The sequence below is a fragment of the Halosolutus sp. DAT137 genome, from assembly GCF_059736405.1.
Genome location: NZ_JCAQID010000007.1, coordinates 84956 through 110091, shown reverse-complemented (window position 1 = coordinate 110091; position 25136 = coordinate 84956). Strand labels below are relative to the sequence as shown.

At 62.2% G+C, this 25136-nt stretch carries 25 protein-coding genes; 8 read left to right on the top strand and 17 right to left on the bottom strand.

What is annotated here, in order from left to right; genetic code table 11:
- Positions 1-14: 14 nt before the first annotated feature.
- Positions 15-1076, bottom strand: a complete 1062-nt coding sequence (locus AC6I6L_RS10190) for an NAD(P)-dependent glycerol-1-phosphate dehydrogenase (RefSeq protein WP_497917649.1) — start codon at positions 1074-1076, stop codon at positions 15-17.
- 141 nt (positions 1077-1217) lie between these two features.
- Here AC6I6L_RS10190 and AC6I6L_RS10185 point away from each other — a divergent pair, with 141 nt between their 5' ends.
- Complete coding sequence (locus AC6I6L_RS10185; protein ID WP_497917648.1) at positions 1218-2444, top strand: MFS transporter; 1227 nt, start codon at positions 1218-1220, stop codon at positions 2442-2444.
- A gap of 39 nt (positions 2445-2483) precedes the next feature.
- On the opposite strand, the gene AC6I6L_RS10180 is transcribed toward AC6I6L_RS10185, so the two are convergent.
- Positions 2484-3473, bottom strand: coding sequence for an NAD-dependent epimerase/dehydratase family protein (locus AC6I6L_RS10180; RefSeq protein ID WP_497917647.1), 990 nt, complete (start codon positions 3471-3473; stop codon positions 2484-2486).
- Positions 3474-3738: 265 nt separating this feature from the next.
- Here AC6I6L_RS10180 and AC6I6L_RS10175 point away from each other — a divergent pair, with 265 nt between their 5' ends.
- The 4 genes from AC6I6L_RS10175 (at position 3739) to AC6I6L_RS10160 (ending at position 7426) form a co-directional block, all read left to right on the top strand.
- Complete coding sequence (locus AC6I6L_RS10175; protein WP_497917646.1) at positions 3739-4353, top strand: peroxidase-related enzyme; 615 nt, start codon at positions 3739-3741, stop codon at positions 4351-4353.
- Positions 4354-4624: 271 nt separating this feature from the next.
- Positions 4625-5650, top strand: a complete 1026-nt coding sequence (locus AC6I6L_RS10170; protein WP_497917645.1) for a metal ABC transporter substrate-binding protein — start codon at positions 4625-4627, stop codon at positions 5648-5650.
- 7 nt (positions 5651-5657) lie between these two features.
- Positions 5658-6443 (top strand): metal ABC transporter ATP-binding protein, encoded by a 786-nt coding sequence (locus tag AC6I6L_RS10165; RefSeq protein ID WP_497917644.1) that lies wholly within the window; start codon positions 5658-5660, stop codon positions 6441-6443.
- A complete protein-coding gene (locus AC6I6L_RS10160; protein ID WP_497917643.1) occupies positions 6440-7426 on the top strand; it encodes a metal ABC transporter permease in 987 nt (328 codons plus the stop codon). The genes AC6I6L_RS10165 and AC6I6L_RS10160 overlap by 4 nt, the downstream gene beginning before the upstream one ends.
- Before the next feature lie 200 nt (positions 7427-7626).
- Here the strand turns inward: AC6I6L_RS10160 and AC6I6L_RS10155 are convergent, their stop codons facing one another.
- The 3 genes from AC6I6L_RS10155 to proS all read right to left on the bottom strand — a co-directional run bounded on the left by AC6I6L_RS10155 (position 7627) and on the right by proS (position 15128).
- Positions 7627-8343 (bottom strand): DUF2270 domain-containing protein, encoded by a 717-nt coding sequence (locus AC6I6L_RS10155; protein WP_497917642.1) that lies wholly within the window; start codon positions 8341-8343, stop codon positions 7627-7629.
- 319 nt (positions 8344-8662) lie between these two features.
- Positions 8663-13210, bottom strand: a complete 4548-nt coding sequence (gene gltB / locus AC6I6L_RS10150) for a glutamate synthase large subunit (protein WP_497917641.1) — start codon at positions 13208-13210, stop codon at positions 8663-8665.
- Positions 13211-13646: 436 nt separating this feature from the next.
- Entirely contained in the window at positions 13647-15128 is a 1482-nt protein-coding gene (proS, locus tag AC6I6L_RS10145; RefSeq protein ID WP_497917640.1) for a proline--tRNA ligase, read from the bottom strand.
- Positions 15129-15311: 183 nt separating this feature from the next.
- Between proS and AC6I6L_RS10140 the strand changes: the two genes are divergently transcribed.
- On the top strand, positions 15312-16283 hold the full coding sequence (locus AC6I6L_RS10140; protein ID WP_497917639.1) for a quinone oxidoreductase family protein: 972 nt from the start codon (positions 15312-15314) through the stop codon (positions 16281-16283).
- 63 nt (positions 16284-16346) lie between these two features.
- Here AC6I6L_RS10140 and AC6I6L_RS10135 read toward each other — a convergent pair whose 3' ends face one another.
- From AC6I6L_RS10135 to AC6I6L_RS10125, 3 genes are all read right to left on the bottom strand, one after another.
- A complete protein-coding gene (locus AC6I6L_RS10135) occupies positions 16347-17120 on the bottom strand; it encodes a bactofilin family protein (RefSeq protein WP_497917638.1) in 774 nt (257 codons plus the stop codon).
- A 91-nt stretch (positions 17121-17211) separates the two neighbouring features.
- Positions 17212-17736, bottom strand: coding sequence for an 8-oxo-dGTP diphosphatase (locus AC6I6L_RS10130; protein ID WP_497917637.1), 525 nt, complete (start codon positions 17734-17736; stop codon positions 17212-17214).
- Between the two features lie 94 nt (positions 17737-17830).
- Positions 17831-18322 (bottom strand): hypothetical protein, encoded by a 492-nt coding sequence (locus AC6I6L_RS10125; protein WP_497917636.1) that lies wholly within the window; start codon positions 18320-18322, stop codon positions 17831-17833.
- Between the two features lie 213 nt (positions 18323-18535).
- On the opposite strand from AC6I6L_RS10125, the gene AC6I6L_RS10120 reads away from it, so the two are divergent.
- Complete coding sequence (locus AC6I6L_RS10120) at positions 18536-18946, top strand: CBS domain-containing protein (protein WP_497917635.1); 411 nt, start codon at positions 18536-18538, stop codon at positions 18944-18946.
- Positions 18947-19284: 338 nt separating this feature from the next.
- Here the strand turns inward: AC6I6L_RS10120 and AC6I6L_RS10115 are convergent, their stop codons facing one another.
- The 5 genes from AC6I6L_RS10115 to AC6I6L_RS10095 form a co-directional block, all read right to left on the bottom strand.
- Complete coding sequence (locus AC6I6L_RS10115; protein WP_497917634.1) at positions 19285-20022, bottom strand: ferritin-like domain-containing protein; 738 nt, start codon at positions 20020-20022, stop codon at positions 19285-19287.
- A 608-nt stretch (positions 20023-20630) separates the two neighbouring features.
- Positions 20631-21641 carry a tyrosine-type recombinase/integrase gene (locus AC6I6L_RS10110; RefSeq protein ID WP_497917633.1) on the bottom strand — a complete coding sequence of 337 codons (1011 nt, stop codon included), beginning with the start codon at positions 21639-21641 and terminating at the stop codon, positions 20631-20633.
- The gene (locus AC6I6L_RS10105) at positions 21634-21939 is read right to left on the bottom strand and encodes a hypothetical protein (RefSeq protein ID WP_497917632.1); all 306 of its coding nucleotides are present in this window, start codon (positions 21937-21939) and stop codon (positions 21634-21636) included. Before AC6I6L_RS10105 ends, AC6I6L_RS10110 begins: the two co-directional genes overlap by 8 nt.
- A complete protein-coding gene (locus AC6I6L_RS10100) occupies positions 21932-22270 on the bottom strand; it encodes a hypothetical protein (RefSeq protein ID WP_497917631.1) in 339 nt (112 codons plus the stop codon). Before AC6I6L_RS10100 ends, AC6I6L_RS10105 begins: the two co-directional genes overlap by 8 nt.
- The gene (locus tag AC6I6L_RS10095; RefSeq protein ID WP_497917630.1) at positions 22263-22430 is read right to left on the bottom strand and encodes a hypothetical protein; all 168 of its coding nucleotides are present in this window, start codon (positions 22428-22430) and stop codon (positions 22263-22265) included. The genes AC6I6L_RS10100 and AC6I6L_RS10095 overlap by 8 nt, the downstream gene beginning before the upstream one ends.
- Positions 22431-23043: 613 nt before the next feature.
- Between AC6I6L_RS10095 and AC6I6L_RS10090 the strand changes: the two genes are divergently transcribed.
- Positions 23044-23316, top strand: coding sequence for a winged helix-turn-helix domain-containing protein (locus AC6I6L_RS10090; RefSeq protein WP_497917629.1), 273 nt, complete (start codon positions 23044-23046; stop codon positions 23314-23316).
- A 31-nt stretch (positions 23317-23347) separates the two neighbouring features.
- Here the strand turns inward: AC6I6L_RS10090 and AC6I6L_RS10085 are convergent, their stop codons facing one another.
- Genes AC6I6L_RS10085 through AC6I6L_RS10070 form a run of 4 tightly spaced genes read right to left on the bottom strand, consistent with a single transcriptional unit; the run spans position 23348 to position 25025 of the window.
- A complete protein-coding gene (locus AC6I6L_RS10085; RefSeq protein ID WP_497917628.1) occupies positions 23348-23608 on the bottom strand; it encodes a hypothetical protein in 261 nt (86 codons plus the stop codon).
- Positions 23605-24057 (bottom strand): type IV pilin domain-containing protein, encoded by a 453-nt coding sequence (locus tag AC6I6L_RS10080; protein ID WP_497917627.1) that lies wholly within the window; start codon positions 24055-24057, stop codon positions 23605-23607. Before AC6I6L_RS10080 ends, AC6I6L_RS10085 begins: the two co-directional genes overlap by 4 nt.
- 13 nt (positions 24058-24070) lie before the next feature.
- Positions 24071-24529: a type IV pilin domain-containing protein gene (locus AC6I6L_RS10075; RefSeq protein WP_497917626.1), complete on the bottom strand. Its 459-nt coding sequence runs from the start codon at positions 24527-24529 to the stop codon at positions 24071-24073.
- 10 nt (positions 24530-24539) lie between these two features.
- Entirely contained in the window at positions 24540-25025 is a 486-nt protein-coding gene (locus tag AC6I6L_RS10070) for a type IV pilin domain-containing protein (RefSeq protein ID WP_497917625.1), read from the bottom strand.
- Positions 25026-25136 lie beyond the last annotated feature (111 nt).

Sequence of the window (25136 nt, the reverse complement as noted above, 5' to 3'; positions counted from 1 at the left end):
TTTCGAACCGCTACTCAGTCGATAACGCCGGTTTTCGCCGCAACTTCGCGGGCGGCGTGCTCGTTCATCCCGTCGCCCAGGATCGTGTACCGATCGCGAATGGCGTGACAGGTCGTCAGCGCCTCGATCACCGTTTCGTCGTCGATACCGAGTTCGGCGGCCGTCGTCGGCGCATCGATGCTGTCGAGGGCGTTACGGATATCCCGCCAGACGCCGCGTTCGCCGCCGTGGAGGTAGGCCGTCATGATCGAGCCGACGCCGACCTGGTGGCCGTGTAAGGCCGCGCCGGGCGCGAGCCGATCGAGCTGATGGGAAAAGAGGTGTTCGGCACCGCTTGCGGGTCGCGAGGAGCCGGCGATGCTCATCGCGACGCCCGAGGAGACGAGCGCCTTGGTGACGATCCAGGACGATTCCTCGAGTCCCGGCCGGACGAGATCCGCGTTGTCGACGAGGATCTCGGCGGTCATCTCCGAGAGCGCAGCGGCGTACTCGGAGTACTCGACGTCTTTGAGGCGCTTGGCCAGCCGCCAGTCCATCACCGCGGTGTAGTTCGAGATGATGTCGGCACAGCCCGCAGTCGTGAGTTCCCACGGCGCTTCGGCCAGAATTTCGGTGTCCGCGACGACGGCCAGCGGCGGTTCCGCCGCGACGCTGTGGCGCGTATCGCCGTCCGGCACCGAGCCGCGATTGCTGACGATCCCGTCGTGGCTGGCCGCCGTCGGAATCGAGAGGAATCCCATCGAGAGGTGGTCGCTTGCCATCTTCGCGATGTCGATCGCCTTCCCGCCCCCGATACCGACGAGGTAGGCGACGTCCTCGGCCTCGGCGGTTTCGATCACGCGCTCGACAGCGTCGAACGTCGCTGTCTCGATCGTCACGATCGCGGGCTCGGTACCGGTCGCCGCGAAGGCCGCGGCGATCGGATCGGCCGCGACTCGTTTCGGGGTCGGGCTGGTGACGAACAGCGGCCGGCCCTGCAAATGAAGATCGTCGACGACGTCGACGACATCGTCGATGACGCCGTGGCCGACGACGACGTTTCGCGGCAGTCGAATCCACGTCGACTTCTCGAACATAGTTCAGTTCACGGAGTGGAACACATAAAACCGTTCTTGTCGACCCAGTTATGGGTTGTCGATCGGATGCGGGCGGCGGCCCGGAACGAACGAATAGTGACTTTCTTGGGACCACTGTTCGTCGGACCCGACACAAACGACGTGAGAGGAACCGGTCTCGGCGTTCGGTACGGTCCACACCTTGCGGCGTTCAGCGTCGGCTACGTCCTCTTTTCGTACGCATCGGTCCCGGCCACGGTCGTCGATCGGTTCGGCGTCGGCTACACGGCGGTCGGCTTGCTGATGAGCGCGGCGCTCGCGGCGTTCGTGATCGTCCAGACGGTCGGGGGCCGGCTCCTCGACGATCGCGCGACGCTCCCCGTTCTCCTCTCGGTCGTCGTCGCCAGCGCGGCGCTGTCGATCGTCATGGACCTCGCGACATCGTTTTACGGGCTACTCGCGTTGCGCGCCGTCTGGGGGCTCGCGGGCGGTCTCTCGGTGACGATCTGTGCGACTCACCTCTCGCGAGTGTACGACGGGCCGACCGCCACGTGGCACCAGGGACTCAACGGCGCGATGTTCACCGGCGGCGGCGCGGTCGCCTTCGTCGTAACGCCGGCCCTCGTCGGCGCAACCGGATGGGTCGGCGTCCACGCCGTCGGCGCGCTGGTCGCGATCCCCGCACTCACCGTGCTCTGGCTCGATCGGAACAGGGCCGACGAGACGCGCCCGATCTCACAGCCGACCGGTTCGGAGCGGCGAACCGACGGCGGCGAACCGGAGCGACGATCAGACGAGAGCAATTCGGAGCGGCGAACCGACGGCGGCGAACCGACCAGCGCGCTCGCCGTGGTGCGATCGCCCGTCGTCCTGCTCGCGGCGGTCTGTAATTTCGCGACGCTCGGCAGTTACGTGACACTCTCGACGTTCGTCGCGGCCTACTTTGCGGATCTCGGAATCGTCGGGCCGCTGAGCGCGTTCGCCCTGCTGGTCGCCTCGCTCGGTCGTCTCGGCGGCGGAATCACGGTACTTCGACCCGACCTCCCCGACGGGACAGTGATCGCGGCTGCGGCGAGTATCGGTGCCGTGAGCCTGTTCGCGCTGGTCGTCGGCGACGGGATGATCCTCGTCGGGGTGGCCTTGCTGGCGCTCGCGACGGTGTCGTTACCACTCGGGGCGATCTTCAAGACCGCCTCGACGGCGACGAAACGGGACGGGACCGCAGTGGCGTTCGTCGTCGCCGCCGGCAACGTCGCCGCCCTCTCGCTGCCGGCGATCACCGGGTACGTCCGCGACGCGTCGGGAGAGTACGGAATCGCGTTCGCGCTGATGGCACTGCTAAACCTCGTCGCCGCCGTCGCCGGCGTCGCGATCGCTCGCTACCGATAGGACGGCTTCAATCAGACGCCGCCGATAGGACGGCTTCCGTCAGAACGTCTCGAGAATCCCGAGTACCCGCTCTTCTGCCTCTCGATCGGGACCGTGTTCCTGGCCGTCGCGATCGCTCGCGAGGTGGGCTTCGACCGATCGGGCCATCGCCTCCTCGAGCGGGGTCGACTCCCAGCCGAGGGCGGCGAGTTTCGCCGTCGAGAGGACGTGGGGGTACTCCCGGTAAAGCACGTAGTCGTCGAGGGCGATACCGCCGGCCTCGAGTTCCCGTGGGCCGGCGGGAACGACCTCGACCGTCGTCTCCAGCGACTCCGCGATCAGATCGACCATCTCGGCCATCGTCACGAGTCGGCGGTCGCCCACGTTGTACGCCTCGCCGGCCGCGCCGCGTTCGGCGACGATCCGGAGCGCGTTCGCCACGTCCTCGGCGTAGGCCCGGTGCCAGACGTTCGTCCCGTCGCCGGGGACCACCACCCGATCGAACCGGTTGACGCGATCGATCCAGAAATCCAGCCGCTCGGTGTAATCGTGTGGCCCGTAGACGATACAGGGGCGAACCGACATCGCGTTGACGCCGCGGTCTGCCGCCGCGAAGACGGCCCGATCACCCTCGGCTTTGCGAGCGCCGTACGTCTCGCTCGAGTCGTCGATCGCATCCTCCGACGTACAGGACTCGAGGGGCGTCTCTCCTTCCCGTTTCGGGATCTCCTCTCGACCGTAGGCCGCGCCGCTCGAGACGAAGACGTAGGCCCCGACGTCCGCAAAGATTCGCGTCGCCGCCTGCACGTCTTTCGGGTGGTAGGCGACGCAGTCGAAGACGGCGTCCGGGTCGACGGTCATCGCGGCCGCTTCGAGCGCCGAGTCGTTCGCCCGATCGCCCTCGACGTGGGCGACGCGATCGTCGTCGGCGAAAGGATTGTCGTGATTGCCGCGGTTGAAAACCGTCACGTCGTAGCCGTGTGCGAGGAGGTCCTCGACGAGGTGGCGACCGATAAAGCGCGTGCCGCCGATAACGAGTGCGCTGTCCATAGTCGGTGATCGTCACTGCGCTAAAAAACGATGGCGAAGCGGCCGGCACCACCGCCGCGTGGAACCGCACCCGTGTTGCCCATTTTGGACCCACTGGCGATACGGCGGCACGGACGTGCTCGCGACCGACGTTGGTACACCGTTCGAGGCGGTTCGTGAGGGGGCGATCACTGACGGTGGCAGGCTCGAACGCGAGTGACCGCGTCGGTGCCAGCGGAGTGATCGGGGACCCCGAACTATACCGATCGCCGGCGAACCGTGCGCTATGTCCGAGCCAGAATCAGACGCCGACTCCGATCCCGATCCCGAACTCGCCGCCGACGCCATGCGCCGGTTCCCGGTTCCCGACTTCGACGACCTCCCCGAAGACCTGCGATCGCGCATCGCCCACGAAACCGATCGAGCGGGGTTCACACCGAACGTGTTCGCGGCGATGGCGTACAAGCCGTCACACTTCCGTGCGTTTTTCGCGTACCACGACGCGCTCGTCGATGATACCGCGCTCGAACGCGAGGAGATAGAGATGATCGTCGTCGCGGTTTCGGGCGTCAATCACTGCTACTACTGCAACGTCGCCCACGGCGCGCTCGTCCGGATCTACGCCGACGCGCCGAACCTGGCCGATCAGCTCGTCGCCAACTACCGGACCGCAGAGATCAACGAGGCCCACCGAACCATGCTCGACGTCGCCGTAAAACTCACCGAACGGCCGACGGCGATCGAGGAAGCTGACTTCGAGACGCTCCGCGAGGCCGGGTTCAGCGAGGAAGCGATCTGGGATATCGCAGCAGTCACGGCCTTCTACAACCTGAGCAATCGGCTGGCGATGGTCGCTGATATGCGGCCAAACGACGAGTTTCACACGCTCGGCCGAGAGTAGCGGGAGACGGGATTGCACGTCAGTGCTGCATCGAACTCGTCCGGCTGACGAGTCGATACCCGCCGCGGTCACGTCGATCTCCCCGGATTTTCCGACTGAACCACCCGAGACTCTTCGACCGGGATTGCCCCGTTCCAGACTCTGATGCACCGGCGACGTGATTCACAGGCGACGAGATGCCTGTGAAACCGGGTCTCGAAGCGAATTAGATGCATCTAATCTAGTACTTAGATAGAAACAATTATATCGTTCGCTATCTGCATTACAACTGATGACTGAGACGCTGTTTCGTACCGATCGCTGGTCTCGCCGACGGTTCGTCTCGACGCTCGGTGGCACTGCAGCAGCCGGATTGGCCGGCTGTGTCGGGAGTGGTGACGAGGGTGACGACGGTCCCGTCGCAGTCGCGTCGTTCTTTACCTTCTACGACTTTGCGAGAACGATCGCGTCCGAGACGCCAGTCTCGGTCGAGAACCTCGTTCCCACGGGGATGCACGGGCACGGCTGGGAGCCGGATCCCTCGATCCAGCGGGATATCACCGACGCGGACGCGTTCCTCCACGTCGGGCCCGACTTCCAGCCGTGGGCCGATCGGGCGATCGAAGCCGTCCAGGCCGAGACCCAGGAAACGCACCTGATCAACGTTCGCGAGGGGATCGACCTGATCGACCTGGCGAGCAGTCTCGACGACGACGAAGCGGTCGGGGACGCAAAGGACCCCCACTTCTGGCTCGACCCCGAACTCGCCATGGAATCGGTCGACAACATCGCCGACGGCCTGACCGAAATCGCGCCGGACCACGAAGACGCGTTCGCGGAGAACGCGGCCAGTCTCCGGTCGGAACTCGAGACGCTCGACGAGGAGTGGCAAGCCATCTTCGACGCAGCCGAGCGAGAGGTCGCATTCCTGGCGGCACACAACGCCTTCGAGTACGTGGCCCACCGGTACGACGCGACGATCGAGCCGCTCGTCGTCAACCTCGCCGCCAACGACGACGTTCGCCCGGCGGACATGCAACGCGCCCAGGAGACGATCACCGACAACGACATTCGCTACATCGGCGCTGCCGTCTTCGAACCGATTCGCCCCGCCCAACAACTGCTCGAGCAGACGGACGTCGAGGCCTACTATCCGGTGACGCCGTACGCCGGAACCGCCGAATCCTGGGCCGATCGCGGCTGGGGCTACTTCGACATCGCGCGCAACGTCAACATGCCGACGTTCCAGTTACTCCTCGATGCCGCCGCGCCCGAAGACGTAACCTTCGAGGATTACGGACGGAATTTCGAACCATGAGACAGTTATGACCCCCGAAACGACCGCAGATCACGGTTCCCGAATTGGCGATCGACTCGTCGACGTCGACGACGTCTCGTTCGGCTATACGGCGAGTGCGGTCGTCGAGGACGTCTCGCTCGCGGTCGATCGCGGCGAGTACGTCGGGATCATCGGCCCGAACGGCTCCGGAAAGAGCACGCTGTTGCGGCTACTGCTCGGACTCCACGAACCCGACCGTGGCAGCGTGGAACTGCTCGGCCATCCGGCGCGTGCGTTTGCCGAGCGCGAGCGGGTCGGCTACGTCGCTCAGGACGTCACCGAGAACACGAAACGAATGCCGATCACGGTCGCGGAAGTCGTCCTGATGGGGCGGTTCCCCCATACCGGAATTGGCCGCGTGACGAGTGAGGATCGCGATCGAACCCGCCAGGCGCTGCGGACCGTCGGTATCGACCACCTGGCCGATCGAAAGATCACACGACTCTCCGGCGGGCAGCGCCAACGTGCGTACATCGCACGCGCACTCGCCGGCGAGGCCGAACTGCTCGTCCTCGACGAACCGACGGTCGGCGTCGACGCCGAGTCCGTCGACGCGTTCTTCGACCTGCTCGCGGACCTCAACGACGACGGCATGACGATCCTGCTTGTCGAGCACGACATCGGGGCCGTCCTCGAGCACACCTCGCGCGTGATCTGTCTCAACCGGACGGTGTACTTCGACGGCACGCCCGCCGCGTTTGCCGAGAGCGACGCGCTCGATCGCGCCTACGGAACGAACGTTCGCCGGGAAGACGGAGTGATCCAGTCGTGACCGCGGCCCCGTTGGTTCCCGGCCTGTTCGGCGTCGTCTACGCCGTCCTCGACTGGCTGATCGGGCAGTGGAGCGCCGGCCTCGGCTGGCTCGGTGAGACGCTCGGAATCGGGATGCTCGACTACGTCTTCATGCACCACGCGTTCCTCGTCGGCGGGCTCATCGCCGTCATGGCTCCGCTGATCGGGACTTTTCTGGTTCACCGACAGCTCGCACTCATCGGTGACGCGCTCGCGCACACGGCCTTCGCGGGCGTCGCGGTCGGCCTGTTCGTCAACGCGGCGTTCGGCACCGGCATCTCGCCGTACCTCACCGCCGTCGTCGTGGCGATGATCGCCGCGCTCGCGATCGAACTCATCTCCGAGGTCACGGACGCCTACAACGACGTCTCGATGGCGATCGTACTCTCGACCGGATTCGCACTCGGTGCCGTCCTGATCAGTCTCAATTCCGGCGGCCTCGCGGTCGGTATCAACCAGTACTTATTCGGCAACCTCGCGACGGTCTCGCGGGAGAACACGATTATCCTCGTCGTGCTCTTCGTCGTGGTCTCGCTCGTCGTCACCCTCTTTTACAAACAGCTCCTGTACGTGACCTTCGACGAGACCGCCGCCCGCGTCGCCGGGCTCAACGTCCCGTGGTACAATCGCCTCATGGCGATGCTCACCGCGATGGTCGTCGTCGGCGCGATGCAGATCATGGGCGTCATCCTGGTCGCGGCGATGCTCGTCGTCCCGGTCGCCGGCGCGTCCCAGCTCGCACGCGGGTTCAGGGAGGCGCTGCTGGCCTCGGTCGTCCTGGCACAGCTCGCAGTGCTCATCGGGATTACGCTCTCGTTCCAGTACGAGACCACGGCCGGCGGCACGATCGTCCTCGTCGCCGTCGCGATCTACATCGGGACCGTCCTGCTCGGAAAACTCCAGTCCAGTCGGGTCGACGTCGAGAAAACGCAGTCAATCCCGGACGATCGGACGGCGGACTGACCCGGACGGTTCACCGACAACCGACCGGAACCGATCGCGGAGACACAATAGCGCAGTTTTCCGTTCAGAAGTATGCCTCAAACCGAATCGGGCAGTTGGTTACTACACGTGGCTACTGACCACCGACGGTTCCCTCAGAAGATTGTAATTAAATAAGACAGACGCCAACTCTCCTTGACGGCGTTCGTAATCGGAACGGATTACTGCCGTTCATCGTGTACCTCCTTCCAATGGCCGGACTCGACGTCGTGAATTTCTCCCTTCGCCTCACGTTCCCCTGGCCAGAATGCAATTAAAAGGACTGTCATATAGAACAAACCCATCGCTGTTGCAACGATTAAGCCCGGGATTCCCGGAAGTTCCGCGGCCTCGGTCCACTGTGCTTCGGGGGTGAAGAACGTGATTTTAAAGACCCAGGCGAGCCCGACGACGACAAAGAGTAATACGTAAACCCGACGGATTCGACGAGACAACGCTTCGAAGTACGAGACTTTGAACGTCGGCTGACGGAGGTCGTTGCCGATCTCCTCTCTCCAATTCGGATGATTTTCGCTACCGTCGGGATCGAAGGCGTTCGCGAAGATGTTCTCCTGAACGAATCGGACTCGAGACCGCCACACGTCGTAGAAGCGATAGCGTCGGACCTCGAAAGCGAGGAACATACCCAGTAGTACCAACCCGATCAGCAGGAGGTGCGCCGGCATATCCTCGTTTGCGAACACCACTGAGAGCAGGGCGGCGATTAGGGTGATTGCCCAGTCGGTTGTTCGGTCGAGTCGATCCTGTGCGCTTACCGCTTCACTCACAGTACCTCGATAGAAGTGAGGGAGAAGTGAAAGGAACTCCTCACGATCGGTGCCGGCATCGGCCGCAACATCTTCATCTGGAGTGTCACGTTGATTGGATGTCTCGTCCACATCAACTGTACGATTCCGACCGGGATAACGTACTCTACGAATCCAACGCTGCCGGACAACCATCATCCCTTTCATCATTGAGTAATGATCACATTATAACTGACATGGATGATATATAACTGTCAAAATGACAGCGGCGGTAGGCTGGATGGATCCGCTAGATTCAGCGAGCCAGATCTGACAAAAACAGAGATATTGGTCCTGTCCGATAACTGTATTCCCGATACTGAACTCGACTCTCACGATCCATTCTGAATATCGAAACCGCGGTACCAACTACTGGTAGGAAAATCGAGACACCGATCGCGGAATCGGCGTATTAGTCGTCGCTCGCCGCGAAACTGGCCGACTCGGCGGTGGCCTCGCTGCCGGGCGAGGCCGGCAGTTCGTCGCGAACGTCGTCGCTTCCCTGCTCGGTGATCGCCGCGTAGTAGGCTTCGGGCATGACTTTCACGAAGGCGTCGAGCGCGCGCTCCCAGTTTTCGAGGAGGAGGTCGCCGCGCTCGGAGCCCGTGTAGGCGACGTGGTTCTCGACGAGGCGGCGGAGCATCTCCTCGTCTTTCCCCTTGAGATCGTCGTGGAGCGTCACCATGCCGGTGTTGGCCCTGGCCGCGAACTCGTCGTCGGGATCGTAGACGTAGGCGACGCCGCCGGACATCCCCGCGGCGAAGTTCTTCCCGGTCTCGCCGAGGACGGCGACGACGCCACCGGTCATGTACTCACAGCCGTGGTCGCCGACACCTTCGACGACGGCCTTTGCGGCCGAGTTGCGGACGGCGAAGCGCTCGCCGGCGACGCCGTTGACGTACAGTTCGCCGCCGGTCGCGCCGTAGAGTGCGACGTTTCCGATCGCGATATTCTCCGTCGGGTCGTAGGCAGCCTCCTCGGGCGTGCGGATCGTGACCTTGCCGCCCGAAAGCCCCTTCCCGACGTAGTCGTTGGCGCTGCCGTCGAGGTGGAGCGAGACGCCGCTTGCGAGGAACGCGCCGAAACTCTGGCCGGCGGTTCCATCGAGATCGACCGCAATCGTATCGTCGGGCAGGCCGGCTTCGCCGTACCGGCTGGTGATGCGGTTCGAGAGCATCGCCCCCACCGTGCGATCGACGTTCGAGACTTCGGTCGACAGCGCGACTGGTTCTTTGGACTCGATCGCGTCGGCCGCGGCCTCGATCAGGTCGCGATCGAGTTGCTCCTCGAGTTCGTGGTCCTGCTCGCGGATCTTGCGTCGGACGTCGCTGCCGGGGTCGGCGATGACCTCCGAGAGGTCGACGTTACGGGCTTTCGGGTGATCGATGTCCTCGCGCTGTGTGAGCACGCCGACCTGACCGATCATCTCGTCGACGGTACGGAAGCCGAGTTCGGCCATGATCTCGCGCAGCTCCTGGGCGATGAACGTCATGTAGTTGATGACGTGTTCGGGTTCGCCGGGGAAGCGCTTGCGCAGGTCCTCGCGCTGGGTGGCGACGCCGACCGGGCAGGTGTTCTTGTGACACTGTCGGGCCATGACACAGCCGCCGGTGACGAGCGAGGCGGTCCCGAAGATGTACTCCTCGGCACCGAGCAAGGCGGCGACGGCGACGTCGCGGCCCGTCTTCATCCCGCCGTCGGCGGAGACGCGGATGCGATCGCGCAGGCCGGTCTGACAGAGCATCTGGTTGGCTTCCGCGAGGCCGAGTTCCCAGGGGAGACCGGCGCTCTTGATCGAGGTGCGCGGCGAGGCACCCGTCCCGCCGGAGTGGCCCGAGATGTGAACCACGTCCGCGTTGGCTTTCGCGACGCCGGCGGCGATCGTGCCGATGCCGGCTTCGGAGACGAGTTTGACGTTGATGTCGGCCTCCTCGTTCGCTGCCTTCAGATCGAAGATCAGCTGTTTGAGATCCTCGATCGAGTAGATGTCGTGCAGCGGCGGCGGGGAGATGAGGCCGACGCCGGGGGTCGATTTCCGGACGTGGGCGATCATCTCGTTGACCTTCGAGCCGGGGAGGTGGCCGCCTTCGCCGGGCTTGCTGCCCTGGGCCATCTTGATCTGCAGCTCGTCAGCCGAGGAGAGGTACGTCGAGGTGACACCGAAGCGGCCGGAAGCGACCTGCTTGACGTTACACTCGCGTTCGGTGTCGAACCGTTCGGGCGGTTCGCCACCCTCTCCAGAGTTACTTTTACCGCCGATGCGGTTCATCGCGATCGAGTTGTTCTCGTGGGCCTCCGGCGAGAGCGACCCGAGGCTCATCGCGGCGGTCGAGAAACGCTGGACGATATCCTTGATCGGCTCGACCTCTTCGATCGGGACCGGGTCGCGATCGCTCTCGAATTCGAGGAGTCCGCGCAGGGTCTGGAGGGTCTGTTGCTGGTCGTTGATCTGTTCGGCGAACTCGCCGTAGCGATCGTAATCGTTCGATCGGACGGCCTGCTGGAGCGCGCCGACGGTGGCGGGGTTCCATTGGTGGTGGATGCCGTTCGATCGGTGCTCGAACTCGCCGGAGCGGGCGAGGTTGGAGTTGTCCCCGCCGCCGAAGCCGGTTTCGTGACGCTCGCGGAGGTCATCTTCGATTTCGGGGAGACCGATGCCGCCGGTGCGGTTCTCGGTGCCCTCGAAGTACTCGTCGACGACATCCGAATCGAGACCGACTGCCTCGAAGATCTGGGCCCCCTGGTAGCTCTCGACCGTCGAGATCCCCATCTTAGCCATGATCTTCAAGAGGCCGTCCTCGACGGCACCGACGTAGGCGTCGATGGCGACCTCGGTGTCAGCGCCGTCCTCCCCGGCGGTGATGTCCTCGATCGTCTGGTAGGCGAGGTACGGGTTGACCGCGCCGGCCCCGTAGCCGACGAGCGTCGCGAACTGGTGGACGGTTCGGGGGTCGCCGGACTCGACGACGAGTCCGACGTGGTTGCGCAGGCCGTTTCGGACGAGGTGGTGGTGGACGCCGCCCGTCGCGAGCAGGCTGGGAATCGCCGCGCGATCGTCGTCGACGGCTCGGTCCGAGAGGATGATGATGTCGTGGTCGGCTTCGATCGCGTCCACGGCGTCGGAACGGACGCGCTCGATCGCGGCCCGAAGGTCGTCGCCGGAGTCGTCGCTCGAGGGTTCGTAGGTGATGTCGACCGTCGCTGCCGTGATGCCGTTGGCATCGCAGTCGCGGATCGAATCGAGTTCGGCGTCGGTCAGGATCGGGGAGTCGAGGACGAGCTGGCGGGCGTGGTCGGGCGACTCGGCGAGCAGGTTGCGCTGGAAGCCGAGTCGGCTCTCCATCGAGGTGACCAGTTCCTCGCGGATGTAGTCCAGCGGCGGGTTGGTAACCTGTGCGAACAGCTGTTTGAAGTACGAAAACAGCGGCCGATTGAAATCGGTGAGCACCGACAGCGGGGTGTCGTCGCCCATCGAGCCGACGGGGTCTTTCCCCTTCTGGGTCATCGGCTCGATCATGTTGTCGAGTTCGTCGCGCGTGTAACCGAAGGCGGCCTGGTAATCGCGCAGCCCGTCGACCTGATCGCGCGGGGTGCTGTCGCCCGTGGTTCGAATGTCGTCGAGGTGGACCTGTTCCTGTTCGACCCACTCGCCGTAGCGATCGTCGGTAAGGTCGTCGAAGACCTCGTCGTCGGGGATAACGCGACCCTCTTTGGGGTCCGCGAGGAACAGCTGACCAGGCTGGAGGCGGCCGCGTTCTTTAATCTCGTCGGCATCTGGTTCGAGCGCGCCGGCCTCGCTCGCGACGATCAAGCGGTTGTCCGTCGTCACGTCGTACCGGCAGGGTCGAAGCCCGTTGCGATCGAGCACTGCGCCGACGCGTTCGCCGTCGGTCGCAGCGACGAGGGCCGGGCCGTCCCACGGTTCGACGAGCGAGGCGTGGAAGTCGTACCAGTCCTTGCGGTCCTGGTCCATGGCGTCGTCGCCGCGCCACGCCTCGGGAATGAGCATTCGCAGGGCGTGTTCTAAGTCGCGGCCGTCCTCCATGAGGAGTTCGAGCGCGTTGTCGACGCTCGCGGTGTCGGACTGGTCGGGGTCGTCGATGATCGGCTTGACCGCATCGAGATCTTCCAGAACCTCGCTTTCGAGGTCCGTCTCGCGGGCGCGCATCCAGTTGATGTTGCCCTGGATGGTGTTGAACTCGCCGTTGTGGATGATGTTACGGTATGGATGGGCGAGGTGCCAGGCACCGAGCGTGTTCGTCGAGAAGCGCTCGTGAACCATCGCGAAGTTCGACTCGATTTGTTCGTCGGTGAGATCAGGGTAGTAGGATGGGACCTGTTTGCCCTTGAGCAGGCCCTTGTAGACGATCGTTTTCGCGTCGAGTGAGCAGACGTAGAAACGCTCCGCGCCGTCGACGTCAGCGTCTTCGACCTCGTTTTCTATAGCACGGCGTGCGACGTAGAGGCGACGATCGAAGTCCTTCCCGTCGATGTCGTCCTCGGGTGTGACGAAGACCTGCCAGACGTCGGGTTCGGAGTCGACGGCCGTCTTTCCGAGGTCCGCGTTGTTCGTCGGGACGTCCCGCCACTCGAGGACCGAGAGATCGTAGCGATCGAAGACCGAGTCGACGATTTCGACGAGTTCCTCGCGATCGTCGTCGGCCTGCGGGAAGAACAGCGAGCCAGCGGCATAGGTCTCTGGGAGATCCGCGTCGAGAACGTTATCGAAGAACGCGTCTGGAAGCTGGAGCATGATGCCGGCCCCGTCGCCGGTGTCCTTTTCCGCACCGGTGGTCCCCCGGTGTTCGAGGTTGCTGAGGAGTTCGAGTCCGTCGGCGACGACGTCGTGTCCCCCCTCGTCGTCGAGATCCATGACGACGCCGACCCCGCAGTTCGACCGCTCGTCCGCCGGGTCGGCAAGACCCTGCGAACGCTCGGTGGATGAATGTGGCTGTGACATACACACCATTCGCGCGAGCGTCCATAAGAGACTACCCCATAATCACTAAGGGTATTATAAACACATATTAACAAATATAGTGTGTATGCGTTTATGTGGATCAGTATTAATCACGAGGGTTGTACCTTCAGGCGAAGTGGATCACAGTGCCCGGATTCGCCCACATCCGCCGCATTCTGGTGGACAATACCGGTACCGAATCGTCTAGAACGTTCTATTCGATCGGTTCACGAACCGATTGTTCGTCCAATTCGGGAAACGAAAGTGTCAGAGGCGTGTAGTGCTCACCCACCAGAGTGAACACCACAGTGGAGAGACGGTCCCCAGAATCAAGACGTATCGGGCTAAAGAATTAGGGTTGCCGATCACCGCGAGGATCCCACGTCGACGATTGTGGCAGGACGGGTCGCGGCGAGACGGATTCCAGCGAGACGGATCAGTACGATTTCGCGAAGTACGCGACTTCGTCAGCCGGATCGCCACAGACGCCACACTCGTCGTGGTCGGGTGCGACGACTTCACCCGAGGAGGAACCGCCTTCCTCGGCCAGGGGTTGCATGACGATTTCGGCGGCGATCTTCTCTTTGATCGCTTCCTCGCAGGCCTCGTCGCCACACCACGGGGTCTTCACGTAGCCACCGTGTTTACCGATCGTCCCGAGAATCTCCTCGGGGCTGTGCGCCTCCCGGACGTTCTCGTCGAGGTTTTCGGCGGCCGTCTCGTACAGTTTGTCGTAGATCTCGTCGAGGTGATCGTCGACGGTCTCGACGACGCCCTCGCGGTCTGCGACGGACTGTTCGTTGTCGGGTCGGTGGACGAGCGTGATCTCCTCGTCGTCGACCTCGTGGGGACCGATCTCGAGACGCAGCGGAACCCCGTTGAGTTCGTGTTCGTTGAACTTGAAGCCGGGATTTCGCTCGTCCCGATCGTCGAGTTCGACGCGGAAGCCGGCGTCGTCGAGGTCCTCGGCGATCGATTCCGAGTACTCGAGGACGCTCTCTTTGGTATCGGCCTGCCAGATCGGGACGATCACGACCTGCGTGGGGGCGATCGTCGGCGGGAGGACGAGTCCCTGATCGTCGGAATGAGTCATGACGAGCGCGCCGAGTGCACGCCAGGAGAGTCCCCAGGATGTCGTGTAGGCAGTCTGTTCGTCCTCGTCCTCGTCTGCGAACGTGATGTCGAACGCCTCGGCAAACGACTGGCCGAGGTGGTGGCTGGTGCCGCCCTGAACGGACTTGCCGTCGGGCATCAACGCCTCGACCGTCGTCGTGGTGTCCGCGCCGGGGAACTTGTCGTGTTCGGGCTTCTTTCCCCGGAGCACCGGGATCGCGAGAACGTCTTCGTAGACGCGTTCGTACTGGCCCAGTCGGGTCCAGACCTCCTCCCAGGCGCTCTCGTCGGTCGCGTGGGCGGTGTGGCCTTCCTGCCACATGAACTCCTTCGTCCGGAAGAACGGCTTGGTCTCGGTGGCTTCCCAGCGGACGACGGAACACCACTGGTTCAGTCGAAGCGGCAGGTCGCGGTGACTGCGGACCCACTTCGCCATGAACGGCGTGATGATCGACTCGCTGGTCGGTCGAACGGCGAGTCGCTCCTCGAGTTCCTCGTGACCGCCGTGGGTGACCCACGCGACCTCCGGGTCGAATCCCTCGACGATGTCCTTCTCGCGTTCGAGGTAGCTCTCGGGGATGAACAGCGGGAAGTAGGTGTTCTGAACTCCCGTCTCCTTGAACCAGCCGTCCAGCGCGTCCTGAATGCGCTCCCAAAGGGCGTAGCCGCGCGGTTTCGTGACGATAAAGCCGCCCATCGGTGCGTAGTCCGCGAGACCAGCCTTCTGAACGACCTCGGCGTACCACTCGCCGGGTTTGTGCGATTTCGACTCGGTGATTCCGAGTTCCTGACTCTCGTCGCTCATACTCGCTTGTTTGCAACCGGTGGCATAAATCGGCAGTGTTTGACGAGCGTCGTTGCCCGTCCCGAACTGCCGGACGGTGACGGCGTTTACGGACACGCGAGATCCCGCCCGAGCCAGCGAAACGCCGCGCCCGCCGTTTCCAGTTGTCGAGCACTTATAGTCCCGTGTTACAAATGGAAGACTATGGACGCAATCGAGGTAACAGAGTACGGCGACAGTGGACAACTCGAGTTCGTCGACAGATCGATTCCGAAGCCCGAAGCCGGCGAGGTCCGCATCGACATCGAAGCGGCAGGGATCAACTTCGCTGACATCATGCAGCGCCGCGGGCTCTACCCCGGCGGACCAGACACACCGTACGTGCCGGGGCTCGAAGCCGCCGGAACGATCGACGCGACCGGCGAGGACGTCGGACTCGACGAGGGCGATCGAGTCGTCGCGATGTTAAACGGCGGCGGATACGCCGAGTACGCGACGGCGAACGCTCAGATGCTGTTCCCGATTCCGGAGGGCATGAGCGTCGAGGAGGCCGCGGGCTTCCCGGTCCAGTTTCTGACCGCCCACTCCTGTCTGTTCGAGTGGGGCGGCCTCGAGGAAGACGAGACGGTGCTGATCCAGGCCGCTGCGGGCGGCGTCGGAACGGCCGCCGTCCAGCTTGCATCGAACCACGGCGCGGAGATCTTCGGCACCGCGAGCACGCAGGAGAAACTCGACCTCGCCGCGAAACTGGGCTGTGACCACCCGATTAATTACACCGAAACCGACTTTCGGGAAGCAATCGACGAGGAAACCGACGGCGAGGGCGTCGACCTCGTTCTGGAGAGCGTCGGCGACGACGTTTTCGATCGGAGCCTCGACGCGATGGCGCACTTCGGCCGGATGGTCACCTACGGCGTCGCCAGCGGCGTCCCGGCCAGCGCCGAAAACCAGCGGCTGCTCTTCGAGAACAAAACGGTCACGGGCTTCCACCTCGGCCAGGCTTTCTCCCACGACCCGAGCAAGGTCATGAAGGCCGTCCCAGAACTCACGCAGGGACTCACCAGCGGCGACCTCGAGGTCGTCCTCGGCCAGGAGTTCGACCTCGCGGACGCAGCAGACGCTCACCAGTACATCGAGGACCGCAAAAGCTCCGGAAAAGTGCTCCTGAAACCCTGATCGCGGCGCGGACCGATCGATTGGGCCGAAACGGGCAGTAGCACGATCGAACGGGGATCAGTATCAGTCGTCGTCCTCTTGTTCTTCGTCCTCATCATCCTCGTCACTATCCGCATCGTCTTCGCTCTCGTCGTCTTCGTCCTCATCGTCGTCTTCGTCCTCATCGTCGTCTTCGTCACTATCCGCACCGTCTTCGCTACCTCCGTCTCCGTCCGCTCCACTATCCTCGTCATCCCCATCATCGCCCACGTCTGCGTCGTCGCCGATGTGTATCTCACCGTCGACGCCGGCCTCGTCACTAATATCGATCGAGTCGGCGGTCACGTCGCCGTCGACGGTTGCACCAGCGGCGATCGTCACCGTCGTCCCGAGAACGTCGCCGGTCACGATGGCGTCCTCGCCGATGGTCACGGAGTCCCCTCTGATGCCGCCCGCGACCCGACTTCCCGGCCCGAGTTCGATCGCGGAAGCGACGATCGAACCGCCGATTTCGACGCTCAAATCGGTTTCGAGAGTCTCTCCGGCGGTAACCGGCCCGGCGACTGCGGCCTCCTCGTGGAGGACCACGGACCCCGTGGCCGCGATCGATCCGTCGACCGTGACTCCCGCGCGGACCTCGACGGTGCCGTCCGTCGCGACGCTCTCCGCGAGATCCGTGTCGATCGTCACGTCGCCGCTGGCGGTCCGCGATTGCCCGTCGAACCGGCCGCTGGCGTCTCTGACCACGTTCTCGGAGTCGTCCGCAGTATCGGTCGACCCGGTACACCCGGCGAGGACGGCCGCCAAACCGCCGGCCGTCGCGGCGAGTACGGATCGCCGCCGATGGGTGTCGTGCATACGAGATCGAGACTATCACGATCGCACGGAAGTACGTTGCCCGCTCTCTCGCTGCCCGCGACAGCGTCAGCGGGCACCTGCGACCGATCGGTCAGTCGTGGGGTTCGAAGGAGACGCCCCAGTCGAGGTCGTAATCGACGAACTCGGCTTCGTCGAGGGGCGGGCCGCCCTCGAACCGAAACTCGCCGGCGACGGTATCACCCTCGAGAACCCCCGGGAGCCAGAGGTGGTCGTCCTCCCACATTCGGTCGTACGGAACCTCGTCGATCGGAATCCACTCGGGGAACGCCTCGTCGGAGGCTGTGGGATCGCCCTCGAACGATCGCGTCCGGTAGACGTGACAGAACGTGTGCCCCTCGCCGTCGAGGGTGAACGTGAGTTCTCCGGCCTTCGTGAGATTCGTAACTGTGAGACCGACCTCCTCTCGGGTTTCGCGAACGGCACACTCGCGGGGCGTCTCCTCGTCCTCGAGTTTTCCGCCGGGTCCGTTGTACCACCCCTCTCCGAGCCCGCGGCGCTTTTGGATTAACAGCACCTCTTCGGGCGCGGTTCCGGTATCGTCTCCGGTCTGCTCGCTTCCAGTCCGAAGTGGAAAACACAGCGTCGCTTCGATCATATCGCTCCCTTCGACCGATCGAAAATAAAGGTCGTTGCTCCCGACACAGCACCCGTCGTAAGCCGCGATCGGTCGGGGCCCGCGGCGGTGGCATTTACGACGGGCCCCGATCGACCCCGACGGCCGTCAGGTAGCCCACGTACACCAGGGCAACGACGACGAGCGAGGCGGCAAACACCGTAACGCCGATGTACCCTTCGAGTGCGACGTCGGGGCGTTCCCAGAGGTAGGCTGCCCCTTCAACGGCGAAGACGAACAATCCGCCGTAAACGACAGCGAGGGCGATCGCACGGGCGAGCGTGATCACGCCGATAGTTCCGCGCTGGAGCAGTTCGAGGACGAAGAGGAATGCAACGGCGAGACCGTAGAACGGTTCGGGGATCGCCTGTCCGAGTTCTCGCGGACCCTGAACTGCGACCACGCCGTAGTACGCCAGCGCGAGCAAGACGGCTCCGACGAGCGTCAGCGTGAGTCCGTAGCCACTCGTGTCCGTCGATGATGGAATCGCGTCCGGAACGGGACCTCGATCGTCTGCCTCGCTGCTGGTGGTCTCAGCAGGCGATCGTTCGCGTGCGTCGTCCGGCATACGGTTCGATCGACGGGGGAGTGGCTTAGTTAGTGAGACCGTGTGCTGCGAGAGCGATGATCTCTGACAGATGATGGAGACTGAACACGCTATCCCAAAGACGGTGATGGCGGCATAGGCCGAACCCGCGGCCTGTAAGTCATCCCCGTTTGAGAATCCGACGAATCGCACCGGTTGGCCAATCCTTATATTATCCAAGGGTCATTCACCGCCATGGAAGATATTTTCGTCGCACGGGTCATGTCCACGTCACTCCACACGGTGTCACCGGAGACGCTCGTCGAAGATGCGGGGCAGGTAATGCTCGAAAACGAGGTCGGCTCGGTCGTGGTCGTCAACGATGACAACCAGCTCGAAGGTATCTTGACGACGACCGACTTCGTAAACATCGTTGCCGAGAGCCACCCGAAAGCCGAGACGTCGGTCTCTCGATACATGACAACGGACGTCACCACCGCCTCGGCACAGGACAGCATTGTCGACGCGGCGGACCTCATGGTCGAACACGGATTTCACCACCTCCCGGTCGTCGACGACGACGAGGGCGTAATCGGAATGATTACTACCTCGGATCTGGCGGCGTATCTCTCTCGCGTCTCCGAGCCGGTTCCCAAGAGTCTGTAACTCGATCCAAACAGTTCGGTTACTCTCGCCGGTGCTGACAGTCTTATCTGACATCGCTACTCCCCGCCGACTGACACGGTTACTTCCCAAATCCCTCCTGCGATCCGAAACGGCTCGGTGGACTCGACTCGGCTATACTCCCGATCGGGTGCGACCGATAGACAGCAGTTCGACGTGGTGGACAGGGAGCAGACCGACATGGTCAACAGGAGGATATCCGACGCGTAAGCGATATCGTGGACTCGAACTCACCCCTCATGAACGGGTAAACACAGGTATAATGATATAGCACAAGCACTGCAGTCGAGATTCCGGGGCTTTCCCCCGATTAGGACATGCTATCCGACGATGAACTGCCCTGCCAGTTCCTCGACCTCCGATCGGGATCGTGGCTGGTCGAACGCCATCGGGAATCCGATTTCGCCGGTGAGCTCCCGGAGCAACGAGGCGTGGCGCGCTTCGACGCTGTGGATGCTGAGCGCCGGCGGGATCAGTTCCGCAGTCTCGATCGATGGCGCTGCACCGGCGTACGCTGAAACACCGATATCCTCGAGTTGTGCACCGGTCGCGACGAACTCCTCGGGATTCTCCACGGCCGTTCCAAAGTCGAACTCGGGTGCGGCGATCGGCTCGCCGCCGAGCAGTTCGACCGTCTCACCGAGGACCCGGGCGTGCGTGATCTCGTGATCTCGAACTACGCGAAGCCTGTTGACGACCCGATCCCCGAGCACACCGTACTCGCTGAAAGCCGCGCTGAACTCGTCTTCGCTGATGTTTCGGATACCGCGCGTGTAGAAGACCGCTTCGAGGAACTCGAGGAGCCGAGCGTAGTTGAGAATCTCGATATCGTTCGCAAACTCGTCGGGGACTGCCTCGGGTGGCTCGTCGGTCGGCTGCTCGTCGTGGGCCGATTTATCGTCCACGTGTTCGTCTGCTGTGGCGGTCGAGACGCCACCCAGCGCACCGGCAGTGAGAGCCGCAGACGCTGCGAGGACGCGCCGTCGGGACGATCCATCGTTGGGTGTTTGCTCGGTTAGTTCGCGATTCGGTTCGAATACATCGTTTTCGTCTGTCATAATCTCCGTGTCGGGCTGATCCCCGTCACTGAGAGCTAATTCACCTCCCAGTGATCGGGGTCACCGACGAACCGTAGTACCGAAACCGGGACAATAAGGCTCGGTACTGTATGTTGTGATAATACGGATCCAAGATGTCATTATGTGAGGACTGTCGACTCGATCGGGGTTTCAGGAGTATACGAACGACTGCCGTCGATCGAACGCGGTATCGCCACGCTGTCGCCACGTTCGCTTGGCTTACAGCTGTATATCGAGAGCGTACACTGTAGACAGGAGATCTGATTGGCGTGGATCGATCGCTTCGATCGACTCGCCTTTGGGAGAGAGATCCACCTCGATCATCCTGGTTCACGAATTATAGTAGCCACTGAACGCCACTGCACACCCGATCGCAAGACTGCTCTACGATCGGTGTGTAAATCGTTTCGGTTGTTACGATAGGTGACGGCGAAGAATCGTGGACTTGCGGGGTTCTAGCCAGCGAAGCGAGTGAGGAGACACGCGAGGGAACGAGGCGAACGACGTGAGCTGCGAGTGGACTCGCGGGGATGTACAAATCGCTTCGAGTCGTACGGTTTTGCTCATTTCTCTCATGGTTGTGATAGTTACGGAAGGTTCTCGCGTCGGACTGCCATTTTTTCGCGCTCGGTGCGTGCGTCGTAGTGCTCGTAGAGGACTTCGAGCGAAACGTCCATTCGCTCGCTGACGATCTCGGGAGTTGCCTTCTGGTTCAGGTGATGCGTGATCGCTCCTCGACGAATCGCGTGGGGCGATCGCGCCGAAGGGCACTGTGCGGGATGTCCGTTGCTGCCTCGAGCGTCACACGCTCTGGGAGTCTCGCCGTGTGGACACTCGCCGTAGGTACAGGGATGCAGCGCCCGGATCACCCATTTGTAGATCGTGTCGCCAGTCGGCCGGGTTCCCTGCTGACTTGTGAACAGCGGTTGACGGCCGTGGTCGTCGGTGACCCTCGGCCGATCGGGATTATCCCGGTAGGCTGTGAGGATCGCGAACCACTCCGGCCCAAGGTAGACCCACCGATTGCCGTCGTCGCCGTTCTTGATCGTCGTCCCCGCGTCCGGTCGGTGCTCGACACGAACCGCGTGGTCGTCAGGCTCCAGGTCGTCGACATCGATCGATCGGGCGGCACTCCGGCGCATTCCAGTTCGCCAGAGTAGCGCAATCAGCGCGTGATCACGCGATCCGTAGTGATGCCGGTCGAAGTATTCGAGGGCAGCTTTCGCCCGCCTCGCTTCCAGAAAGACATCTTTTGATTTGGCACCGTCGGGTAGGTCGGGCGAGTGTAGCTTTTCGGCCAGACCGTCGTCGACGGCTTCGATGTCAGCCCAGTAACGGAGCGCCTGACGGACACTACTCAGCTGCTTTTGCAGGGTGATCGGGGCAACGTCGCTCCGTCGCCAGTCGACGAAATCAGCGAGTTCGCGGCCGTCGAGGTGGTTCAGGTTCTCGACCTCCCGCTCATCACACCATTCGAGAAACATCGACAGCCGGTGCTTCGCGTTTCGGTACGACGTTTCACGAACTCCCGGCCTGTGGTGACGGAGAAAGCGGTTGACGCCTTCCTCCGGTGAGAGTGGGTGCAAGCCGTCACTCATCACGACCACCGCCCTGCCAATTCTCGGCGCGTCCGAGCGAACTCATCGGACCATCTTCGAGATCGTCGCGTTCGAACAGCCGATCGGCAATCGCCGTCTGCAGCGCGGTACCCGATCGATCGCGCGGCTCGTAGTCTCGAACGTAGCGGTCGTCGACGCGCGCGGCCAGCTCGTCGATCGCGTCGACCGTCTCGACCAGGACCGCGTTCTGGTAGCGGAGTTCGGTGGCGATCGCCTCGAGCGCGTCAGCCTGGCGTTCGATCGCGTCGGTCTGCCGGTCGCGATCGGCGTCAGACACTGCAAACACCCCGATCGCCGCCACCGCCGGCACGGTCCGACCCGAACGATTCGCAGTTGGTCAGCTGAATCGCCGCGATACCGTGCTCGACGCTGCACGCGGCGACGGTTGCGGCGAATTCCCGACCGTCGATCGAAACCGTGACGCGCTTGCACTGCCAGATTCCGGAGAAGTCGAATCCGTCGTTGACTGCAGATTCGACGCCGACGTGTACGATTACGTCACCGTCGAACCGATCGATCTGCATGGCCGGTACTCGCGCGCCGTCGATCGTGACCGGAATGTACTGCTCGTTCGCCTCGGTCTGCCGGTCGCAGTCCGCCTCAGACATAGACCCGCACCTCCTCGATGATCGTCGCGCGAAGGCTATCTTCGCAGCCCTCACAGACGGTGACCTTGCCGTCGGGGTTCTCGACTGCGACCTCGCGAACGCGGCCGATCGTCAGCCCGCAGCCGTCGCAGGGTGGCACGTCGCGATCGGTGGCGCTCATCGGCCCACCTCGCGGGTATCGAGTTGATTACAGTATCCGGTACGCTTACTGGGGTTGCGTGTCTGGGTTGTCATGGTCTCACAGGTGTGGGACCGCGGACTCACCGCGTGCGCCACTGTGTAGGACCGGGGGCGCGCGCGGCTGCTGTCCGTCAGTCGAGTTGTACCTCTTTGTGCGTCGCTCTTAGGTGCTGCCGGGTGGTTTCCAATTTTCCGATAACTCACGAACCGGCGACTAACACGCTCTCGTGAATGTCTGCGGTAGTATCGGATATTTCCGAAAACGATTCCGAAACGGTGCGAGTCGAGCGTGGGCTGTGGGCCGCGGCTCGAATCGTGCGGTCGATCGGGGGCTTTATTCCCCGTTGCGTCGTTCGATTGCATGCTTCCGTAGTCTGGATACGGAGGCCAGCGGGCCGGTGCTACTACACCGAGTCCGCGTTTTCACAGGGACCCGACCGAGTAGCGGCGGGTCCGTCTGGCTTCCGTTGCCCGGACCCAAACACCCCATTCACTTATAATTAACCGACCGTACGTTAATCTACAGAAAACCATATGTTGCCATCCACTCCGCTAACCAGTATTGATAAAATGCCAGTACAGCACGTTCCAGTATGCGACGACCAAGGGTGTCGTGGATGACACAAGCAGATGATCGAATCCTCGAGACCCTTGCAGACAGCGGTCTAATCCTTTCTCCCCGTGTTCTGGCGGTCAACACCGATTACTCTCGACACTATCTGAGTACGCGGCTTGGCGAACTTCGAGACGCCGGTCTCGTCGATCGCGTCGACGAGGGTCTGTATCGAATCACCGATCGCGGCCGGGCCTATCTCGCCGGCGAACTCGACGCGAGCGAGTTAGAAGCCGACGACTCGGACCAGTAGCGACTCTCGTTTCGGAATCAGTAACCCGGCGTCAGCGTTTCGTCGATCGCGTCGTGTAGAACAGCGGAACGAGCAAGACGAGGAACACGGCCCCCATCGAAGCGATCCCGATCCAGATTGCCGAGAGCCACGCCTCGGGAATGAAGCCCGCGAGTTCAGCCAGCCAGAACAGGCTGTACGCGCCGACGAGAAACAGACTCACGACGTAGACGCGAAAGAGCGCCCGCGCGACGTGATACAGCGTCGTTTTGGTCACGCGATCGGGCAGGTAGGCATCGAGCACCCCGATCATATCGTCACCTCGGTGGTGAGGATGCGCGAACTGTCGTTGCCGTCCGCGTCGGTATGAGCAACGGCGACGATCGCGACGACGACCGTACCGGTAGTACCGCTGTGCTGTTGGAACGTCACCGCCTCGTCGACGCTGTGAATCTCTTCGAGAACAACCGTCGCAGCGTTGCCGTCGCCGTCGTCGAGGCCGTCGCTCGGATCGATCGACGTGGCTTCGACAGAAATCCGATCGGCACGCTGCATCGAAATCGCAGTGATCGTCACGAATCCGTCGTCGTCGTCGGTGACGACGGAACTCGTCTCGACTGCCGCCTGTGAGCCCCCACTCACGTCAGACCCCAGTCCGATCAGGAACGTCCCGATCGATGCCGACAGGATGACTGTGACCCCGATCAGGAGGACGATTCCGATGACTGGGTTGGCCGCACGATTCGACAGAGAAAAAGACATTAAAAGTTAGGATTCAGTTAAAATTCCAAGATTCACTTGCAACTTGTGTAGCTGTTCCGTCGTCTTCAATAACAGCAATTGCAGTGATTGTACCCTCGTTACCAATGTCACCTTCGATATCCAACGTTACTGCGTCTCCTACAGTGAGCTGGTCTCGATTCACAGGATCGTCCGCCGTACCGTCGTATGTAGTTGTGTCGATCTGGTCAGCATCACTTCCCAAAACGACAAAGTCTGCATTGCCTAGAGAAGTGACTTCTACTTGCATATTACCGTCAACTTCGTCAACTTCCATCGTGACTCCTGCTTGAGCCTCTTGGCCTACGCTGTCACCTAAATCGAGTACAAATGCTGCGATCACAGCGGCGAGAATAACAGTGATTGCAACCATAAGAATAACTCCAATCACAGGTGACACTGCACGTTCATTATCCGATGCTTCAGACAGATTGCGCTTGCTTTTCATTTTCATTGTTATGATTCTAGCTGTTGTCCTCGAATTCGAAATTCTCGCTTGCAACTTGTGTTTCCGTATCGTCTCCCTCGATCACTGCAATAGCAGTGATTGTCCCACTTACAGTACTTTCAGTACCATCGCCTTCTACATCAGCACTCCAAACACTGGGATCTTCAAATTCTGCAGAACTAGCATCCCAAGAGAATGTCATCGTATCTCCAACACCCATCTGCTCATCACCCGTGTAGTCACCACCGAGGTCAACATAATCTGCATTACCCAACGATGTAACCTCTACTTGAATCTCTTCGGCAGAACTTGAGTTTGTTACATCGATCGATACACCAGCCTGCGCCTCCTGACCCACACTGCTTCCAAGATCGAGCACGAACGCTGCGATCACGGCCGCGAGAATCACGGTGATCGCGACCATAAGTATAACTCCTATGACAGGCGATACTGCCCGTTCCTCTTCGTTACCGATCAACTTCTTGCCGTATTTGTCTAACATCGTTTGATCACACACCGTGAACGGTCGGAAGGATTAACAGCACTGGCACACTACCAGTCTGTTGCGCTTAGGGGGATTGGGAACGCAGCCCCACCACAGCGCCGTACCATC

Excerpts from the sequence above, each read along its gene's own strand:
- AC6I6L_RS10190 (WP_497917649.1), bottom strand. The coding sequence starts at position 1,076 with ATGTTCGAGAAGTCGACGTGGATTCGACTGCCGCGAAACGTCGTCGTC.
- AC6I6L_RS10080 (WP_497917627.1), bottom strand. The coding sequence starts at position 24,057 with ATGTCTTTTTCTCTGTCGAATCGTGCGGCCAACCCAGTCATCGGAATC.
- AC6I6L_RS10090 (WP_497917629.1), top strand. The coding sequence starts at position 23,044 with ATGCGACGACCAAGGGTGTCGTGGATGACACAAGCAGATGATCGAATC.
- AC6I6L_RS10165 (WP_497917644.1), top strand. The coding sequence starts at position 5,658 with ATGACCCCCGAAACGACCGCAGATCACGGTTCCCGAATTGGCGATCGA.
- AC6I6L_RS10075 (WP_497917626.1), bottom strand. The coding sequence starts at position 24,529 with ATGAAAATGAAAAGCAAGCGCAATCTGTCTGAAGCATCGGATAATGAA.
- AC6I6L_RS10085 (WP_497917628.1), bottom strand. The coding sequence starts at position 23,608 with ATGATCGGGGTGCTCGATGCCTACCTGCCCGATCGCGTGACCAAAACG.
- AC6I6L_RS10180 (WP_497917647.1), bottom strand. The coding sequence starts at position 3,473 with ATGGACAGCGCACTCGTTATCGGCGGCACGCGCTTTATCGGTCGCCAC.
- AC6I6L_RS10110 (WP_497917633.1), bottom strand. The coding sequence starts at position 21,641 with ATGAGTGACGGCTTGCACCCACTCTCACCGGAGGAAGGCGTCAACCGC.
- AC6I6L_RS10140 (WP_497917639.1), top strand. The coding sequence starts at position 15,312 with ATGGACGCAATCGAGGTAACAGAGTACGGCGACAGTGGACAACTCGAG.
- AC6I6L_RS10175 (WP_497917646.1), top strand. The coding sequence starts at position 3,739 with ATGTCCGAGCCAGAATCAGACGCCGACTCCGATCCCGATCCCGAACTC.
- AC6I6L_RS10130 (WP_497917637.1), bottom strand. The coding sequence starts at position 17,736 with ATGATCGAAGCGACGCTGTGTTTTCCACTTCGGACTGGAAGCGAGCAG.
- proS (WP_497917640.1), bottom strand. The coding sequence starts at position 15,128 with ATGAGCGACGAGAGTCAGGAACTCGGAATCACCGAGTCGAAATCGCAC.
- AC6I6L_RS10120 (WP_497917635.1), top strand. The coding sequence starts at position 18,536 with ATGGAAGATATTTTCGTCGCACGGGTCATGTCCACGTCACTCCACACG.
- AC6I6L_RS10095 (WP_497917630.1), bottom strand. The coding sequence starts at position 22,430 with ATGAGCGCCACCGATCGCGACGTGCCACCCTGCGACGGCTGCGGGCTG.
- AC6I6L_RS10070 (WP_497917625.1), bottom strand. The coding sequence starts at position 25,025 with ATGTTAGACAAATACGGCAAGAAGTTGATCGGTAACGAAGAGGAACGG.
- AC6I6L_RS10125 (WP_497917636.1), bottom strand. The coding sequence starts at position 18,322 with ATGCCGGACGACGCACGCGAACGATCGCCTGCTGAGACCACCAGCAGC.
- AC6I6L_RS10170 (WP_497917645.1), top strand. The coding sequence starts at position 4,625 with ATGACTGAGACGCTGTTTCGTACCGATCGCTGGTCTCGCCGACGGTTC.
- AC6I6L_RS10115 (WP_497917634.1), bottom strand. The coding sequence starts at position 20,022 with ATGACAGACGAAAACGATGTATTCGAACCGAATCGCGAACTAACCGAG.
- AC6I6L_RS10135 (WP_497917638.1), bottom strand. The coding sequence starts at position 17,120 with ATGCACGACACCCATCGGCGGCGATCCGTACTCGCCGCGACGGCCGGC.
- AC6I6L_RS10100 (WP_497917631.1), bottom strand. The coding sequence starts at position 22,270 with ATGTCTGAGGCGGACTGCGACCGGCAGACCGAGGCGAACGAGCAGTAC.
- gltB (WP_497917641.1), bottom strand. The coding sequence starts at position 13,210 with ATGTCACAGCCACATTCATCCACCGAGCGTTCGCAGGGTCTTGCCGAC.